The following is a 16,303-nucleotide window of genomic DNA, read 5'->3' as shown; positions in this document are numbered from 1 at the left end:
GATTTCCTACTCACCGCAGGCCGGCTCGCCGTCCTTCGGCCGGTCGCGCAGGTGGTGGCGTTTGCGCCAGGCCACCGCCGCGCCGATCAACGCCGGGATCGCGATGCAGGCCATGGCGATCAGGAAGGCCGGGGAGGTCGGGGAGGAGGCCCGGGCGCCGGCGACCGCGTACGCGGCGGTGTTCGGGATGGAGCCGAGGGCGGTGGCGAGGAGGAAGGGGAGATACCCCATGCGGGAGACGGACGCGCAGTAGTTGGCCGCCCAGAAGGGCACTCCCGGGAACAGCCGGGCCGCCAGCATCGAGCGGAACCCGTGGCGGCTGAGCTGGCCGTCCGCCGACTTCAGCCAACGGTGCCGGAGGAGGGGGCGCAGGGCGTCCTGGCCGAGCATACGGCCCAGGCCGAAGGCGATACCGGCCCCGAGGACCGTGCCGGCCAGCGCCGAGACCAGACCCAGCTGGGAGCCGAACAGGGCGCCCGCCGCGATGTTGAGGATCGGCCGGGGCACGAAGGCGACCGTGCACAGCCCGTACGCCACCGCGAACATCACGATCGCCGCGGCACCGCTCAGCTGGGGCGGCCAGCCGTCGGCCAGCAGCCGCTGCGGCTCGAACAGCAGCACGGTCGACACGGCGCCCAGGAGCAGCGTCACGAGCAGCGAGAACCGCGCCCACGGCGAGAGCAGCACTCTGCCCCAGCGGGCGGTGCGTCCCAGCGGTACGACCGGAAGGGCGACGGGTGTGGCGACGGCGAGCTCCGTGGCGGCAGTCCGGGGAAGGACCGTGGCGGTGCCCCCAGAGCGGGTGGTGGCATCGAGCATTCGTCGACGGTAACCGACCCATGTATGTGTCTGCCGTACGGAACGTCTCACGGGGGTCACAGCGAGCGGAACAACAGGCTCGCCGGACACGGTGTGCACGGCGCCCCGACGGGCACCGCGCACCACGCTGCCTGCGCCTTCCGGAACACGCTCCCGGCCTGGGCACCGTTCACCCCGGGCACCCTCTTGTGAAGCATCTCTCTTCGGCCCTCCCTCGGAACCCGCGCGTACCGAAAACCATTCGACGCGGGCCGACTTGTCGACGATGATCGGCGTCATGTTCCGGCACGCCTTCGCTCTCGCCGCATCCGCCACAGGCGCGGATGCCCCGAAGGCTGCCCTTCTGATCGTCGTGGCCGCCGCAGACGGCGCCCGAAGCTGACCCTTCCCGGACATTCCGGCGGACCCCGCAGGGGGAGGGTCGGCAAGACCTCGGGGTCCCCGTCCCGGCAGCGCCCGTAGTCGCGCGCCGGGGCCCTCACTCAGTACCGCTGAAGAGACTTCGAGGTACCGCCATGTCCAAGACGGCCTACGTCCGCACGAAACCGCATCTCAACATCGGCACCATGGGTCATGTCGACCACGGCAAGACCACCCTGACCGCCGCCATCACCAAGGTCCTCGCCGAGCGCGGGGCCGGCACCTTCGTGCCGTTCGACCGCATCGACCGTGCCCCGGAGGAGGCGGCGCGCGGTATCACCATCAACATCGCGCACGTCGAGTACGAGACCGACACCCGGCACTACGCGCACGTCGACATGCCCGGCCACGCCGACTACGTCAAGAACATGGTCACCGGGGCCGCGCAGCTCGACGGGGCGATCCTCGTCGTCTCCGCGCTCGACGGGATCATGCCGCAGACCGCCGAGCACGTGCTGCTGGCCCGGCAGGTGGGCGTCAACCACGTGGTGGTCGCGCTGAACAAGGCCGACGCGGGCGACGAGGAGTTGATCGACCTCGTCGAGCTGGAGGTCCGCGAACTGCTCACCGCGCACGGGTACGGCGGCGACTCCGTACCCGTCGTACGGGTCTCCGGGCTCAAGGCGCTCGAAGGGGACCCACGGTGGACGGCGTCGATCGACGCGCTGCTGGACGCGGTGGACACGTACGTCCCGATGCCGGAGAGGTACCTGGACGCGCCGTTCCTGCTGTCCGTGGAGAACGTCCTGACCATCACCGGGCGGGGAACCGTCGTCACCGGGGCCGTCGAGCGGGGCACGATCCACGTGGGCGACCGGGTCGAGGTGCTCGGCGCCGAGGTGGAGACCGTGGTCACCGGGCTGGAGACCTTCGGCAAGCCGATGTCGGAGGCGCAGGCCGGGGACAACGTCGCGCTGCTGCTGCGCGGGGTGGGACGGGACGCCGTCCGCCGCGGGCATGTGGTGGCCGCGCCCGGCAGTGTCGTGCCCCGGCGGCACTTCACCGCGCAGGTGTACGTGCTGTCGGCGCGCGAGGGCGGGCGTACGACGCCGGTGTCCACCGGGTACCGGCCGCAGTTCTACATCCGCACGGCGGATGTCGTCGGGGACGTCGACCTCGGGGAGATCGCCGTCGCGCGGCCCGGGGACCGGGTCACGATGAGTGTGGAGCTGGGCCGGGAGGTTCCGTTGGAGCCGGGGCTCGGGTTCGCGATCCGTGAGGGCGGTCGGACCGTGGGGGCGGGGACCGTGACGGCCGTTCAGTAGGGGGTGGTTGTACGTACGTGGGGGACTGCGGGCCGGTTCGTGGCTGGTCGCGCAGTTCCCCGCGCCCCTTTCAGGGGCGCCGCGGTGGCCGTCCGGCCGAGGGCGGGCCCGGCACAATGGGGCCGTGAACGAAGCCATAGCCGTCTTCCGTGCCGTCGATCGAGGCACCGCCAAGCTCATGCCCGACGTCGACCGGGAGCGGGCGTGGCTGCTGACCGTCGACGGGGCGCCCCAGTCGTACGTCGATCTGGACGAGCCCACGCATCTGGAGTTCGAGTACGCGCGGCGGCTCGGGCATGTGGTGGACACGGTGGCGCAGGCCGGGCGGGCGCTCGACGTGGTGCATCTCGGGGGAGGCGCGCTCACACTGCCCAGGTATGTGGCCGCCACCCGGCCGGGGTCACGGCAGGACGTCGTCGAGTACGACCGGGGGCTGATCGACCTCGTCGTCGAGCATCTGCCGCTGCCCCGCGACGCGGGGGTCGCGCTGCACGGGGCGGACGCCCGGGAATGGCTCGAAGCGGCCCCCGCGGACTCCGCCGACGTACTCGTCGGGGATGTGTTCGGCGGCTCGCGGGTCCCCGCGCATCTGACGACCGTGGCGTACGCGCGGGCCGCCGAGCGGGTGCTGCGCGCGGACGGGGTGTATCTGGCGAACCTGGCCGACGCCGCGCCGTTCGCGTTCCTACGGTCCCAACTGGCCACGCTCGCCACGGTGTTCGAGGAGCTGGCGCTGATCGCCGAGCCGGGGGTGTTGCGCGGCCGGCGGTTCGGGAACGCCGTGCTGGTCGCCGCCCATCAGCCGCTCGACATCGCCGCCCTGGCCCGGCGGACCGCCGCCGACGCCTTCCCCGCGCGGGTCGAACACGGTCCGGCGCTGCGCGACTTCATCGGCGGCGCCGCCCCTGTGCGCGAGGAGGACGCCGTGCCGTCACCCGAGCCGCCCGACGGGGCCTTCGGCATCGGTTGAGGCGGGCTTGGCCAGGGCCACCGGCAGGCTGCGCCGGGTCAGGTTCCGTACGTCCTTGACGCACAGCACCGCCGCCGTGGCCGTCACGCACAGCGCGGCGCAGCCCCACAGGGCCGCCGTACGCCCGAAGGCGCTCTCGGCGGGGCCGGCCAGCGCGGCGGCGAGCGGCACCATCGCCACCGAGCCGAACCAGTCGTAGGCCGAGACGCGGGACAGCTTGTCCTCGGGTATCTCCTGGTGCAGCGCGGTCATCCAGGAGACGCCGAACACCTCGATCGACAGTCCGCTGACGAACATGGCGAGGCACAGCACGGCGATCGGCGTCGGCACGGCGAGCGCGGCGGCGGGCAGGGCGAACGGGAAGACGCAGAGGACGCCCACGAGAAGGAGGCGGCGTGGTTTCCAGCGGGTCATGAGCAGCGCCCCGACGGCGTTGCCGGCCCCGAACAGAGCCAGGGCCAGGCCCCAGGGGCCGGGTCCGCCGAGGCTCTCTTCGGCGACCTGGGGGCCGTAGACCGCGTCGGCCGCGACCATGACCGCGTTCACCAGGGAGAACTGGACCACGATCGCCCACAGCCAGGTGCGGCCGGTGAACTCCCGCCAGCCGTCCCGGAGATCGGCGAGCATGCCGTGGCCCGGGTCGCGCGCCGGTATGTGGCTCACGTCGAGGAAGGCGCGCAGCGCGCCGGCGCACGCGAACGCCGCGGCGTCCACCGCGAGCACCCAGCCGGGGCCGATCACCGCGACCATGGCTCCGCCGATGGCCGCGCCCGTCATGGTCGCGCCCTGCGAGGCGAAGCGGAACAGCGCGAAGGCCCGGCCCGCCTGCTCGGCGGTGACCGAGGAGAGCAGCATGCCCTCGGCCGCCGGGTTGAAGAAGGCCTGGCCGGTGCCGCCCAGCGCGGAGAGCAGCATCATCTGCCAGAGGTGTGCCTCGCCGGTGAGCACGAGCACGGCGAAGACGGCCTGGGAGAGACAGTTGAGGGTGTTCGCCGCCACCATCACCCGGTGCCGGGGCAGCCGGTCCGCGACCGCGCCGCCGATCAGCAGGAACAGCACCAGCGGCAGGGTCCGGGCCGCCGCGACCAGACCGACGTCGCCGCCGTCGCCGCCCGCCTCCAGCACCGCGAACGCGGCCGCGATCAGGGCGCCGTTGCTGCCCAGGTTGGTGACGACCGCGGCCGTCGTCAGCAGGGTGTAGTTACGACCTGCCCAGGCGGGCCGGCGGCGGAAGGCGGCGGGAGTCGTCACCCGCCGACTATCGCCGCCCCGGACCCGCCTGCCAAACCGTTTCCGCACGGGATACGGCCAGATCAGGCCAGGGGACAAGGTGCGGTCTCAGGCCAGGGGACAAGGTGCGGTCTCAGGCCAGGGGACAAGGTGCGGTCTCAGGCCAGGGGACAAGGTGCGGTCTCAGGCCAGGGGACAAGGTGCGGTCTCAGGGCGAGGGGGAAGGCGAAGTCTGGTCGAGGGAGAAGGCGGGGGAGCGGGCGGAGACGGCCCCGTCGGAACCGGCCCCCGCCGCCCCTCCCGGTGGCGGCTCAGCCGCCGGTCGGTTCGCCGTACAGCCGTACCGTGCTGAGGATCTTCTGCACCGTCGCGTCCGGGACCTCGTCGCCGACGCCCTTGTGGCCGTGGAAGGTCCAGGCGACGTAGTCACCGGCCGAGTTCTTGAAGGCGAACGTGGTCGCCTTGCCGTCGGAGTCGCACTTGCTCTTCTTGGCGACACCCTTCGAGTACGTGGTCGCGACACTGCCCTCGACGCCCGACGCCGTGGTGTACGCCTCGGGCTTGCCGATGGTCATCTTCTTCTTGGAGGCGGCCTTCTGGTCGGTGTAACCGCCGAAGACCCACCACGCCGAGTCGTTGCGGGCGATGTCCTCGGTGCCCTTGGCGCCCTGCTGGCCCTTGGTGCCGACGGCGGCGAGGGAGCTCGACTCCTCGTTGCCGTCCTTGTCGTCGTCGGAGGTGCACCACTTCTCCTTGAGGATGGCGGGTGCCGACATGCCGATGAGGACCGACCCGTCGCCCTTCTCGTCGTCCTCGAAGCCGATGAAGGTGTCGGGCGACTGGACGTCCCACTCGGGGGGCACGTCGAAGGCCGTACCCCACTTGGGGTTGACGACGACCTTCCAGCCCGCGATGGTCGGCTTCGCCCCGGCGTCCTCGCCGCGCGGATTGTCCTCGGTGCTCTCGGACGCGGTCGGGGAAGAGGAGGCCGTGGGCGCGGACTGGGTCTTCGACTTGTCCTTGTCGCCGTCGCCGCCGAGGACCAGGAAGCCCGTCACACCGGCCGCCACGACGACGGCCGTGGCCGCGACGATCGCGACCAGCTTCGTCCGGTTGCCGCCGCCTCCGCCCGGCGGAACCGGCGGGCCCGCGTGCCCCTGCGCACCCCACTGCGGTTGCTGCCCGTACTGGGCCTGCTGGCCCGTCGACTGGTATCCGGGCTGCTGGTAGGGGTTGGGTTGCTGGTACCCCGGCTGTTGGTATCCCGACTGCCCCGGCTGTCCCGACTGGTCGTACCCCGGCTGCTGGTACGGATTCGGCTGCTGCGGTTGGTGCTCGCCCCCGGGCGGCTGCTGCTGTCCTGGCCACATGGCTCGTAACCATAGATGCGCCGGGGGGCGGGGTGCCACGGGAGTCCAGGAAGCGCCTTTGCACTCGGGACGAACGGCTCCAAAACACCCGCGGCCGACGACTTTTGACCCCGTGCTTCGTGGGCCGTCACGAACTCCCCTTCGGCGTTCTTGAACGCGAACGTCATCGACCTGCCGTCCGGCCTGCCCTTCCCGGGGATCGCTACTGATGGGTAACATTCCGGTATGAGCGCAGACCAGATGTCGATCGGCGAGATGCTCGCCGCCACGGTGCCGATGGCCAGGACCATGAACCTGGAGTTCCTGGAGACCACGCCGGAGAAGGCCGTGGTGGCGTTGCCGGACCAGGGTGAGTTCCACAACCACGTCGGTGGGCCGCACGCCGGTGCGATGTTCACGCTGGGTGAGACGGCGAGCGGGACGATCGTGCTCGCCGCGTTCGGGGACCAGTTCTCCCGTGCCGTGCCGCTCGCGGTCAGCGCGCAGATCGCGTACAAGAAGCTCGCGACGGGACGCGTCACGGCCACCGCCACCCTCGGCCGCTCCGTCGCCGAGGTCGTAGCCGAACTCGACGCCGGGCAGCGCCCCGAGTTCCCCGTCGCCATCGCCATCCGGCGCGCCGACGGCGCCGTGACCGGCGAGATGACCGTCGTCTGGACACTGCGCCCCAACTCCTGACCCGGAGCGCCCCAGCCTCCTCGCCGCCCTCCCGTTCCCCAAGGGGGCGGCGAGGACGGCTTGTTCACGTCATTGACACGAGTCACCTCCGGCTCTAGTTTCCCGGCCGACACACGCACGACGTCCATCAAGACGTCCATCGCGACGTCCACCACGTCGGCCTGCACGAAGGAGTGACGGCTCATGTCAGAAACCGTGTCAGGGCGTTCGGGCGCCCTCCGTCCCCGGTGGCTGCGCCGGGCGGCGACCGCCCTCGCCGCCGCCCTGTTCACCCCCGCGCTGACCCCTTTATCCGCTTCACCCGCGCACGCGGCGACCCCGCAACCGGCCCTCGTCCGGACCGACGCCGGCTGGGTCCGGGGCGAGACCACGGCCGAGGGGCGGCAGTTCCTCGGCATCCCCTACGCCCAGCCGCCCGTCGGAGACCTCCGCTGGACCGCGCCCCGGCCCGTCCGGCCCTGGCCGGGCGTGCGTGAGGCGGACGGGTTCGGCGACAGATGTGTGCAGAGCGCGAGTTGGGACCCGGGTTACGAGCAGCCGAGCCACACCGAGGACTGCCTCGACCTCAATGTGTACGCCCCGCAAGGCAGTGCGCGCCGACCGGTGATGGTCTGGCTGCACGGCGGCGGGCTCACCGCGGGCGCCGGTGAGGACATCGTCCCGGACGCCTTCGCCCGCCGTACCGGCACCGTCGTCGTGACCGTCAACTACCGCCTCGGCGCGATGGGTTTCCTCGCCACCTCCGACCTCGACGCCGAGTCGGGCGACGGTGTCTCCGGCAACTACGGGATGCTCGACCAGCAGGCCGCCCTGCGCTGGGTGCGGGCCAACATCGGCCGCTTCGGCGGCGATCCGGGCCGGGTCACCATCGCGGGCGAGTCCGCGGGCGGCCGCTCGGTCTGCACCCAGCTGGCCTCACCGACCGGGAAGGGTCTCTTCCGCGCGGGGATCGTGCAGAGCGGCGCGTACGGCGACTGCGCGGCCCGTCCCCACGAGGCGGCGGTGGCCCAGGGCAGGACCTTCCTCGCCAGGCTGGACTGCGCGGACGTGGCCTGTCTGCGCGACAGGTCGGCCGAGGAGATCCTCGCCGCCCAGGCCGGGCTGACCTGGGGCCCTGTCGTCGGCGGCGCCTTCCTGCCCGTACAGCCGGCGCGGGCGTACGCCGACGGGGCGGCGGCCGGGGTGCCCGTCCTCAACGGTGCCAACCAGGACGAGGGCCGCCTCTTCTCCTTCGCCCGCTTCGACGGAGCCGGCGCCCCGCTCACCGCCGAGCGGTACCCGGCCGTCATGCGCGCCGAATTCGGCGACCGCGCCCTGGCCCGTTACCCGCTGTCCGCGTATCCCTCGCCGACCCTCGCCCACGCCACCGCCCAGGGAGACCAGGGCTTCGCCTGCCCCGCGCTGCGGCTGAACCAGGCCCTCGCCGGACGCGGCCCGGTGTACGCGTACGAGTTCGCCGACCGCACCTCGCCGCCCTTCGCCTCGCTCCGCGCTCTGGACACGGACTTCGACTTCGGCGCGACCCATGTCAACGAGGTGCAGTACCTCTTCCGCCACTTCGGCCTGGAGAGCCCGCTGAACGCCGAGCAGCGCCGGCTGGCCCGCCAGATGACCGACTACTGGGGTTCCTTCATCCGCGACGGGGTGCCCCGGGCCGCCGGGCAGCCCGCGATCCCGGCGGGGGGAACCAGGGTCCTCACCTTCCGGACCGCCGCCCAGGGCGGCAACACGCTGAGCACGGCTGTGCACGGTGAGCATCAGTGCGGCCTGTGGGACAACCTGGCGGACTCCGTCGCCGTCGGAGTAAACGGGTAGGCTGCCCCGGCGCGCGCTCCGTCGCGAGCGTGCGCCGGACACCGCGGGCAGCGCGCGGGACATTCACCCTTGATCCACCACACGATCGCACGATCCGCTACACGGGAGGAACCGGCTTTGCACGTCCAGGAGTGGCTCGAAACAGTGCCCCCGCTCAGCATCTACCTGCTGGTGGGGCTGGTCATCGGCCTGGAGAGCCTGGGCATCCCGCTGCCGGGCGAGATCATCCTGGTCTCCTCCGCGCTGCTCGCCTCCCAGCACGGCGAGATCGACCCGTTCGTCCTCGGCGCCTGTGCCACCGCCGGCGCGATCATCGGTGACTCCATCGGCTACGCCATCGGCCGCAGGGGAGGACGCCCGCTGCTGGAGAAGCTCAACCGAAGGTTCCCCAAACACTTCAGCGAGAGCAACATCGCCGTCGCCGAGCGCTCCTTCGACCGGTGGGGCATGTGGGCCGTCTTCTTCGGCCGCTTCATCGCCCTCCTGCGCATCTTCGCCGGCCCTCTCGCCGGCGTCCTCCAGATGCCCTACTGGCGCTTCCTCGTCGCCAACGTCCTCGGCGGCATCCTCTGGGCCGGCGGCACCACCGCCGTCATCTACTACGTGGGCGTCGTCGCCGAGGCCTGGCTCAAGCGCTTCTCCTGGCTGGGCCTGGTCCTCGCCGTCCTCATCGGCGTCACCTCGATGCTGGTGATCAAGCGCAAGGCGAAGAAGGCGGCGGAGCGGGCGGAGACGGCGGAGGGGGACCTGGTCACCGCCGGGGACTAGCCGCGCCCCCCGAAGGGGCGCGGGGAACGGCGCGACCAGCCACACACGACCCGCGGACCGCTACGCGCCGTACTCCTCCTGCGCTTCCCGGTGCGCCTTCGCCAACTCCGTGTAATGCGTCCCGTTCAAGGTCACCAACTCACGCTCCTCGTCCGTGAGCGGCCGCTTCACCTTCGCCGGCACCCCCGCCACCAGCGACCCCGGCGGCACCCGCATCCCCTGCGGCACCAACGCCTGCGCGGCCACCAGCGACCCCGCCCCGATCACCGCGCCGTTCAGCACGGTCGCCCCCATCCCGATCAGACAGTCGTCCTCGATCGTCGCGCCGTGCACCACCGCGTTGTGCCCGATCGAGACCCGCTCGCCGATCGAGATCGGGAACCCGAGGTCGACGTGGAGCGTGCAGTTGTCCTGGATGTTGGCGTCCGCGCCGATGACGATGGGCTCGAACTCGGCCCGCAGCACCGCCCCGTACCAGACGCTCGACCCGGGCTTCAGGGTCACGTCGCCGATCACGACCGACGTGGGGGAGACGAACGCGGCCTCCTCCACATCCGGCTTCCTGCCGCGGAATGTCGTGATCAGGGCCCGCTGCCGGTTCATCGTCGCCTCCTGGCGAGGGAAAGGATCAGTCGTCACCCGCACCGTAAGCCATACGGAGGGCCTCGCGTGGGGTGAAGATCACAGCCGTACGGCGTCATGCGGGCGCCGCCCGGTGAGTACGGTGAGCGGGTGCCGAAGAGCAAGAACACGTTCTCGTCCTGGCGGGGCCGCCTCGTGCAGTGCGCCGTCCACGCGGGCTGGGCGTGGTTGCAGCGCACGGGGTCGGTGACGGCCGAGCGGCCCGGCCGCTTCCGCTTCGGCGCGATGGGAACGGGTACCAGACTGGCCTTCCCGCTCGGCACGGTCTTCGGTGAGCCGTGGATCCATCTGGGCTCCCACTGCATCATCGGCGAGCAGGTCACCCTGACCGCCGGACTGATGCCCGACCTGGACCTAGGCGCCGAACCGATCCTGCGCATCGGCGACGGTGTCGTCCTGGGGCGGGGCAGCCATGTCATCGCCGACACCACCGTCACCATCGGCAGCGACTGCTACTTCGGGCCCTATGTGTACGTGACGTCCACGAACCACTCCTACGACGACCCGCACGAGCCCATCGGCAAGCAGTGGCCCCGGATGGACCCGGTGTCGATCGGGCCGGGGTGCTGGATCGGTACGGGCGCGGTGATCCTGCCGGGGGCGCGGGTCGGGCGGAACGTGGTGGTCGCCGCGGGGGCGGTGGTGCGGGGGGTGGTTCCGGATCACTCGGTGGTCGCCGGGGCGCCCGCGCGGGTCGTACGGCGCTGGGATCCCGTCGAGGGATGGCAGCCGCCGATCCGGACGCCCGCGCCCGTGCCGATCCCCGACGGGGTCACGCCGGAGCAGTTGCTGGCGCTGGCCGAGTGGGATGCGGAGGGGGCGGGGGAGTCCGCGTGACGGCTCGGCGGCTGCGGTGCGTCGGCGGGTGCGGGCTGTGGGTGGCTGGTCGCGCAGTTCCTCGCGCCCCTGATGGGGCGCTGCCTCGCAGTACAGTTCGGTGAACGCCGGGTGCACCACACCTTGGTTCATCGCACTGGACTCTGTCATTGAGAATATTGGACGGAATGTGTCGGATCTCGACCTGCTGACCCAGTCCCTGGGGCGGAACGTGAAGCGCTGGCGCACCGAGCGGGGGTTCACCCTGGACGCCCTCGCGGCCCGTGCCGGAGTCAGCCGCGGGATGCTCATCCAGATCGAGCAGGCCCGCACCAACCCCAGCCTCGGCACTGTGGTCAAGATCGGCGACGCCCTCGGCGTCAGCATCACCACGCTGCTCGACTACGAGCAGGGCCCCAAGGTGCGGATCGTCCCGGCCGAGCAGGTGGTCCGGCTCTGGCACACCGAGGCGGGCAGCTACAGCAAGCTGCTGGCCGGTACGGAGGCACCCGGTCCGCTGGAGATGTGGAACTGGCGGCTGATGCCGGGGGAGGGCAGCCGGTCGGACCCGCACCCCGTGGGCACGGTCGAGATCGCGCATGTCACGGCGGGCGAGCTGACCCTCACCGTCGAGGGCGCGGAGTACCGGATCCCGGCCGGCGCGAGCGTCACCTTCGAGGCCAACGCGGCCCACGAGTACGCGAACCGGGGGGAGGTGCCGACGGAGCTGGTGCTGACGGTGTCGGTGCCGGCCGTACAGCACTGAGAGCCGAACCGGCTGTCCGCGGGCCTTTGTTACCGTGCGATCCATGCGCGCACCCATCGGAGAGTTCGACCACGCCACCCCCGCCCCCGATTGCCTCGACGACCTCGTCGGCCCGGTCGCCGACGCCGTACGCGGCTGGCCCGGCAGTGTGCCCGCCGACCAGATCCTGTACGTCGAGACGGACCCGGAGTGGGCCGACACCGCGGTCTTCGTCCAGCACTACGGGCAGGAGTTGCTCGAACAGTCCGCGAACTGCGTGGTCGTCGCGGGCAAGCGGGGCGGCGAGTCGACTCTGGCCGCGTGTGTCGTGCTCTCCACCACCCGCGTCGACGTCAACGGCGTGGTCCGCCGCCAACTCGGCGCCCGCAAGGCCTCGTTCGCGTCCATGGACACCGCCACCGGCGAGACCGGGATGGAGTACGGCGGCATCACCCCCGTCGGGCTGCCCGCGTCGTGGCCGGTCCTGGTGGACTCGGCCGTGGTCGACCTGCCGTACGTCCTGGTCGGCAGCGGACGGCGGCGCGGCAAGCTGCTGGTGCCGGGGAAGGCGTTCGCGGAGCTGCCGAACGCGGTGGTGCTGGAGGGGCTAGGGGTCGCCTGACCCGGCCGGCGGCCGGGTGCCGGGGGCAGGGTGCCGGCCGGCGACCGGGTACTGACCGCTTACCGGCCCCGGCGCGGAAACGGCGACGCCGGGCCCCGGGCGCATGGCCCGGAACCCGGCGGCGTACGGCCGAGGGCCGGATCAGGCGGCGGCGGTGCCCGCCTGGGCGGTGAGCTGGTTCAGGACCTCGGTGAGGCCGGTGACGACCTCGGCGTCGTCGGCCGGGTGCGTCTCGGCGAAGCGGACGACGGAGCCGGGGATGGAGAGCTTGGCGTCCTCCAGGACCGTGGCACCGGCGATGCCGACGGCCTTGCGGGTCTCGTCCTGCGCCCACACGCCGCCGAACTGGCCGAACGCGGTGCCGACCACGGCGACCGGCTTGCCGGTGAAGGAGCCGGCGCCGTACGGGCGGGACAGCCAGTCGATGGCGTTCTTCAGGACGGCCGGGATGGTGCCGTTGTACTCGGGGGAGAACAGCAGGAAGCCGTCGGCCTGGCCGGCGGCCTCGCGCAGCCGCGCGGCGGTGGCCGGGAGGGCGGCCTCGGTGTCGAGGTCCTCGTTGTAGAACGGAACCTCGGCCAGCCCCTCGTACAGCTCGATCTCGACGCCCTCGGGGGCGTGCTTCACGGCGGCCTCGGCGAGCTGGCGGTTGTGCGAACCGGCGCGAAGGCTGCCGACGAGCGCGAGGATGCGTACGGACATGAGCTGACTCCTAGCGAGGATGTGCACCTGGGGACAAGCTGATCGGGCCCGGGACCAGGGGGAAAATAAGCGGACCGGGGTCCGTTGAAATTTGTAGCACCTATCCGGACCGGGGTCCACTTCTCTGTGGTGAGCGTTACGCTCAGTTCATGAAAGAGTCGCTGCCGCCCTTCCCCGCGCCTCAGGAACCCGACCCCCTCGACGGACTGCTGAACCTCACTCCGACCCCCTCCGACCAGCCTCGACTGCGCGCGGACGCGGCCCGCAACCGCACCCGTCTGCTGGAGGTCGCCGCCCGGCTCGCGGCGGACTGCGGCGCCGCCAACCTGACCATGGAGGCCGTGGCGACCGCCGCCGAGGTGGGCAAGGGCACCGTCTTCCGGCGGTTCGGCGACCGGTTCGGGCTCATGGTCGCGCTGCTCGACCACCATGAGCGGGAGCTCCAGGCCGCGTTCCTGGCCGGGCCGCCGCCCCTCGGCCCCGACGCACCGCCCGTCGAGCGGCTGCGGGCCTTCGGCGCCGCCGTCGTCCGGCACGAGTACGCCCACCGCGATCTCTATCTCGCCGCCCGCGCGGACGTCTCCCGCCGCCACACCAGCCCGGCCGCCCAGCTCCGCCTCGGCCACCTGTGCCTGCTGCTGCGCCTCGCCGGGGCGACCGGCGACATCGAACTGCTGGCGCAGACCCTGCTGGGCTATCTGGACATCAACCTCGTCGACCATCTCGTGGAGCAGCGGGGGATGTCGCTGGACCGGCTGGAGCTGGGGTGGAGGGAACTGGTGGAGCGGTTGGTCGTGGCGGCGTGACCTCCGGAGACCGGCCCGGCGTTCGGAGACCGGCGGGACACGTGAAGGCCGGCATGGCGTGTGGAGATCGATCTGACACGCGGAGTCCGGCGACAGGGAAAGCGACCGCTTGGTAACTTGGAGGTGGGTGTCGGGGAGTGGCCTCGCACGCCTTGTGAGGGGGAGGGGTCACATGACCGACGAGAACGGCCGGACAGGGCGCCCGGAGACCGACGGCACCTGCTTCTTCGCCTCCGTGGACGATGTCTCCGCACGCCTCGCCGAGGCCGGGTACCTGGCGTCGACTGCCGTCGCCACCACCGTCTTCCTGGCCGACCGGCTCGGCAAGCCCCTGCTGGTGGAAGGCCCGGCGGGCGTCGGCAAGACCGAGCTGGCCAAGGCCGTCGCCCGGGTCGGCGCCGCCCGCCTGGTCCGGCTCCAGTGCTACGAGGGCATCGACGAGTCCCGCGCCCTGTACGAGTGGAACCACGCCAAGCAGCTGCTGCGCATCACCGCCGGGCGCGACGAGGCCTGGGACGAGACCCGCACCGACATCTTCAGCGACGAGTTCCTGCTCACCCGCCCCCTGCTGACCGCGATCCGGGGCGACGAGCCGACCGTGCTCCTCATCGACGAGACCGACAAGGCGGACGTGGAGGTCGAGGGTCTGCTGCTGGAGGTGCTCAGCGACTTCCAGGTCACCGTCCCGGAGCTGGGCACGATCACGGCGACTCAGCGCCCCTTCACGGTCCTCACCTCCAACGCCACCCGCGAACTCTCCGAGGCCCTGCGCCGTCGCTGTCTCTTCCTCCATCTCGACTTCCCCGACGCCGAGTTGGAGCGGCGGATCGTCCGGCTCAGGGTCCCCGGCCTGGACGACACCCTCGCCGACTCCCTGGTCCGGGTGGTCGGCGCACTGCGCGAGATGGAGCTGCGCAAGGCCCCCTCCGTGGCCGAGACCATCGACTGGGCACGCACCCTGCTGGCCCTCGGCGCCGACACCCTCGACGAGACCGTCGTACGGGACAGCCTGGGCGTGATCCTCAAGCACCAGGACGACATCGAGAAGGCCGCGCGGAAGCTGACGCTGGTATGAGCGCCGGGGCCCGTGGCGAGAGCGGCACGGCTCCGGGCTCGCCGCCGCCGGCCGACCGGCTCACCGAGCGACTGACCGCGTTCGTACGGGCCTTGCGCGGCCACGGGATACGGATCGGGCCCGGCGAGACCGTGGACGCGGCGGCCGTCCTGGAGGTGCTGGGCCTCGCCGACCGGGAGCGGATCCGGGAAGGGCTGGCGGCGGCGCTGCTGCGCGCCGACCGGCAGCGTGCCGTGTTCGACGCGGCCTTCGAGCTGTACTTCCCGCTCGGCGTGGGGGAGTTGACGGGGGCGCGGGGCGCGTCGGCCGGGGACCGGGACGAGCTGCGCGAACGGCTCGCCGAGGCGCTGGCCGCGAACGACGCGGCCGCGCTCGGCCGGCTCGCGGGCGAGGCCGTGGACCTGCTCGGCCGCTACGGCTCCCCCGGCTCGGACGGCTGGTCGGCCCACCAGACGCTGGACCGGCTGCGACCGCAGACACTGCTGGCACGGATTCTGGCGGCTTCGCGGGGGGCCGGTGGGGAGGCGGGTGCCGGGTTCGCGGGTGCGGGGGGTGGGGCCGGGGCCGGGGGTGGCTTCCGTATGGGGTTCGGTGGAGGGCTGGTGCTCGGCGCGGGCTCCGAATCCGGTGGGGGGTCCGGTCTCGGTTCGGGCGGCTTCACCGATCGGCTGGACGCCGACGAGGTCCGGCGCCGTATCGAGGAGTTCCGGAACCGGGTGCGTACCGAGGCACGGCGGCGGGTGGCCGAGCGCCGGGGAGCGGAGATGATCGCCACACGGGGTATCGCGCCCAGCGCCGACCAGGTCGACTTCCTCATCGCGAGCCGCGAGCAGCTCGTCGAACTGCGCCGTACCGTCCAGCCGTTGGCCCGCAAACTCGCGACCAGGCTCGCCGCCCGGCGGCGCAGGGCCGCGCGCGGTCAGATCGACATCCGGCGCACGCTCCGGCGCTCGCTGTCCACGGGGGGTGTGCCGCTGCGCCCCGCCTACCGGCGGCACCGGCCCGCCCGTCCGGAGATCGTGCTGCTCTGCGATGTGTCCGGGTCGGTCGCCGGGTTCGCGAACTTCACGATGCTCCTGGTGCAGGCGATGCGGGACCAGTTCAGCAAGGTGCGGGTGTACGCGTTCGTCAACCGCGTCGACGAGGTCACCCGCCTCGTCACCAACGGCGAGGCCGATCCCGCCGAACTCGGCCGCCGGATCGCCACCGAGGCCGCGGTCTCCGGCTGGCACGGCAGCAGCGACTACGGGGCCGCGCTCGGCGAGTTCGCCGAGCGCCACCTCGACGCGGTGGGGCCCCGTACGTCGGTCATCGTGCTCGGTGACGCCCGCACCAACGGGTTCGACCCCAACGCGGAGGCCCTGCGGCGTGTCGTGGCCCGCGCCCGCCGCGTCCACTGGCTGAACCCCGAGTCGCCCGAGCAGTGGGGGACGGGCGACTCCGCCGCCCGTGTCTATGCCGAGATCGTCGACATGCACGCCTGCCGGAACGCGCGGCGGCTGGGGGAGCTGGTGACGCGGTTGCTGCCGGTGTGAGGTTCGAGATGTGAAGTGTAGAGGT

General features: G+C 72.1%; 16 protein-coding genes. 11 read left to right on the top strand and 5 right to left on the bottom strand.

Translation table 11 applies throughout. The features are described from left to right. Positions 1–6 precede the first annotated feature (6 nt). Positions 7–819, bottom strand: a complete 813-nt coding sequence (locus ABT147_RS10300) for a TVP38/TMEM64 family protein (protein WP_351403983.1) — start codon at positions 817–819, stop codon at positions 7–9. A 515-nt stretch (positions 820–1,334) separates the two neighbouring features. Here ABT147_RS10300 and tuf point away from each other — a divergent pair. Beyond that, positions 1,335–2,504: an elongation factor Tu gene (gene tuf / locus ABT147_RS10295; protein ID WP_351403981.1), complete on the top strand. Its 1,170-nt coding sequence runs from the start codon at positions 1,335–1,337 to the stop codon at positions 2,502–2,504. A 124-nt stretch (positions 2,505–2,628) separates the two neighbouring features. Beyond that, a complete protein-coding gene (locus ABT147_RS10290) occupies positions 2,629–3,474 on the top strand; it encodes a spermidine synthase (protein WP_351403979.1) in 846 nt (281 codons plus the stop codon). Here the strand turns inward: ABT147_RS10290 and ABT147_RS10285 are convergent. Continuing rightward, on the bottom strand, positions 3,436–4,725 hold the full coding sequence (locus ABT147_RS10285) for an MFS transporter (protein ID WP_351403977.1): 1,290 nt from the start codon (positions 4,723–4,725) through the stop codon (positions 3,436–3,438). The genes ABT147_RS10290 and ABT147_RS10285 overlap by 39 nt on opposite strands. Positions 4,726–5,015: 290 nt before the next feature. Next, positions 5,016–6,074 (bottom strand): DUF8017 domain-containing protein, encoded by a 1,059-nt coding sequence (locus ABT147_RS10280; protein ID WP_351403975.1) that lies wholly within the window; start codon positions 6,072–6,074, stop codon positions 5,016–5,018. Between the two features lie 225 nt (positions 6,075–6,299). On the opposite strand from ABT147_RS10280, the gene ABT147_RS10275 reads away from it, so the two are divergent. The 3 genes from ABT147_RS10275 to ABT147_RS10265 all read left to right on the top strand — a co-directional run bounded on the left by ABT147_RS10275 (position 6,300) and on the right by ABT147_RS10265 (position 9,335). Then, positions 6,300–6,752, top strand: coding sequence for a DUF4442 domain-containing protein (locus ABT147_RS10275; protein ID WP_351403973.1), 453 nt, complete (start codon positions 6,300–6,302; stop codon positions 6,750–6,752). A gap of 183 nt (positions 6,753–6,935) precedes the next feature. Beyond that, complete coding sequence (locus tag ABT147_RS10270; RefSeq protein ID WP_351403971.1) at positions 6,936–8,567, top strand: carboxylesterase/lipase family protein; 1,632 nt, start codon at positions 6,936–6,938, stop codon at positions 8,565–8,567. 117 nt (positions 8,568–8,684) lie between these two features. Beyond that, complete coding sequence (locus ABT147_RS10265; RefSeq protein ID WP_351403969.1) at positions 8,685–9,335, top strand: DedA family protein; 651 nt, start codon at positions 8,685–8,687, stop codon at positions 9,333–9,335. Positions 9,336–9,395: 60 nt separating this feature from the next. On the opposite strand, the gene ABT147_RS10260 is transcribed toward ABT147_RS10265, so the two are convergent. After that, positions 9,396–9,938, bottom strand: a complete 543-nt coding sequence (locus ABT147_RS10260; RefSeq protein WP_351403967.1) for a gamma carbonic anhydrase family protein — start codon at positions 9,936–9,938, stop codon at positions 9,396–9,398. Between the two features lie 96 nt (positions 9,939–10,034). Here ABT147_RS10260 and ABT147_RS10255 point away from each other — a divergent pair, with 96 nt between their 5' ends. The 3 genes from ABT147_RS10255 to ABT147_RS10245 all read left to right on the top strand — a co-directional run bounded on the left by ABT147_RS10255 (position 10,035) and on the right by ABT147_RS10245 (position 12,160). Beyond that, positions 10,035–10,814, top strand: coding sequence for an acyltransferase (locus tag ABT147_RS10255; RefSeq protein ID WP_351403965.1), 780 nt, complete (start codon positions 10,035–10,037; stop codon positions 10,812–10,814). A 169-nt stretch (positions 10,815–10,983) separates the two neighbouring features. Then, a complete protein-coding gene (locus tag ABT147_RS10250; protein WP_351403963.1) occupies positions 10,984–11,559 on the top strand; it encodes a helix-turn-helix domain-containing protein in 576 nt (191 codons plus the stop codon). A gap of 43 nt (positions 11,560–11,602) precedes the next feature. Further along, positions 11,603–12,160 carry a YbaK/EbsC family protein gene (locus ABT147_RS10245; protein WP_351403961.1) on the top strand — a complete coding sequence of 186 codons (558 nt, stop codon included), beginning with the start codon at positions 11,603–11,605 and terminating at the stop codon, positions 12,158–12,160. A gap of 141 nt (positions 12,161–12,301) precedes the next feature. Here ABT147_RS10245 and ABT147_RS10240 read toward each other — a convergent pair whose 3' ends face one another. Then, a complete protein-coding gene (locus tag ABT147_RS10240; protein WP_351403959.1) occupies positions 12,302–12,862 on the bottom strand; it encodes an NAD(P)H-dependent oxidoreductase in 561 nt (186 codons plus the stop codon). 149 nt (positions 12,863–13,011) lie between these two features. Between ABT147_RS10240 and ABT147_RS10235 the strand changes: the two genes are divergently transcribed. The 3 genes from ABT147_RS10235 (at position 13,012) to ABT147_RS10225 (ending at position 16,278) form a co-directional block, all read left to right on the top strand. Continuing rightward, positions 13,012–13,668, top strand: a complete 657-nt coding sequence (locus ABT147_RS10235; protein WP_351403957.1) for a TetR/AcrR family transcriptional regulator — start codon at positions 13,012–13,014, stop codon at positions 13,666–13,668. A gap of 172 nt (positions 13,669–13,840) precedes the next feature. Beyond that, entirely contained in the window at positions 13,841–14,743 is a 903-nt protein-coding gene (locus tag ABT147_RS10230; protein WP_351403955.1) for an AAA family ATPase, read from the top strand. Beyond that, positions 14,740–16,278 carry a VWA domain-containing protein gene (locus ABT147_RS10225; RefSeq protein WP_351403953.1) on the top strand — a complete coding sequence of 513 codons (1,539 nt, stop codon included), beginning with the start codon at positions 14,740–14,742 and terminating at the stop codon, positions 16,276–16,278. Before ABT147_RS10230 ends, ABT147_RS10225 begins: the two co-directional genes overlap by 4 nt. Positions 16,279–16,303: the final 25 nt, after the last annotated feature.

The organism is Streptomyces sp. NPDC001868 (genome assembly GCF_040297125.1).
Classification (GTDB): Bacteria; Actinomycetota; Actinomycetes; order Streptomycetales; family Streptomycetaceae; genus Streptomyces.
This window is presented reverse-complemented; position numbering and strand designations above follow the sequence as displayed.

Bases quoted from the DNA above. Each gene is read 5' to 3' on its own strand.
- ABT147_RS10300 (WP_351403983.1), bottom strand. From the start codon at position 819: ATGCTCGATGCCACCACCCGCTCTGGGGGCACCGCCACGGTCCTTCCC.
- tuf (WP_351403981.1), top strand. From the start codon at position 1,335: ATGTCCAAGACGGCCTACGTCCGCACGAAACCGCATCTCAACATCGGC.
- ABT147_RS10280 (WP_351403975.1), bottom strand. From the start codon at position 6,074: ATGTGGCCAGGACAGCAGCAGCCGCCCGGGGGCGAGCACCAACCGCAG.
- ABT147_RS10275 (WP_351403973.1), top strand. From the start codon at position 6,300: ATGAGCGCAGACCAGATGTCGATCGGCGAGATGCTCGCCGCCACGGTG.
- ABT147_RS10270 (WP_351403971.1), top strand. From the start codon at position 6,936: ATGTCAGAAACCGTGTCAGGGCGTTCGGGCGCCCTCCGTCCCCGGTGG.
- ABT147_RS10260 (WP_351403967.1), bottom strand. From the start codon at position 9,938: ATGAACCGGCAGCGGGCCCTGATCACGACATTCCGCGGCAGGAAGCCG.
- ABT147_RS10255 (WP_351403965.1), top strand. From the start codon at position 10,035: ATGCGGGCGCCGCCCGGTGAGTACGGTGAGCGGGTGCCGAAGAGCAAG.
- ABT147_RS10245 (WP_351403961.1), top strand. From the start codon at position 11,603: ATGCGCGCACCCATCGGAGAGTTCGACCACGCCACCCCCGCCCCCGAT.
- ABT147_RS10240 (WP_351403959.1), bottom strand. From the start codon at position 12,862: ATGTCCGTACGCATCCTCGCGCTCGTCGGCAGCCTTCGCGCCGGTTCG.
- ABT147_RS10235 (WP_351403957.1), top strand. From the start codon at position 13,012: ATGAAAGAGTCGCTGCCGCCCTTCCCCGCGCCTCAGGAACCCGACCCC.
- ABT147_RS10230 (WP_351403955.1), top strand. From the start codon at position 13,841: ATGACCGACGAGAACGGCCGGACAGGGCGCCCGGAGACCGACGGCACC.
- ABT147_RS10225 (WP_351403953.1), top strand. From the start codon at position 14,740: ATGAGCGCCGGGGCCCGTGGCGAGAGCGGCACGGCTCCGGGCTCGCCG.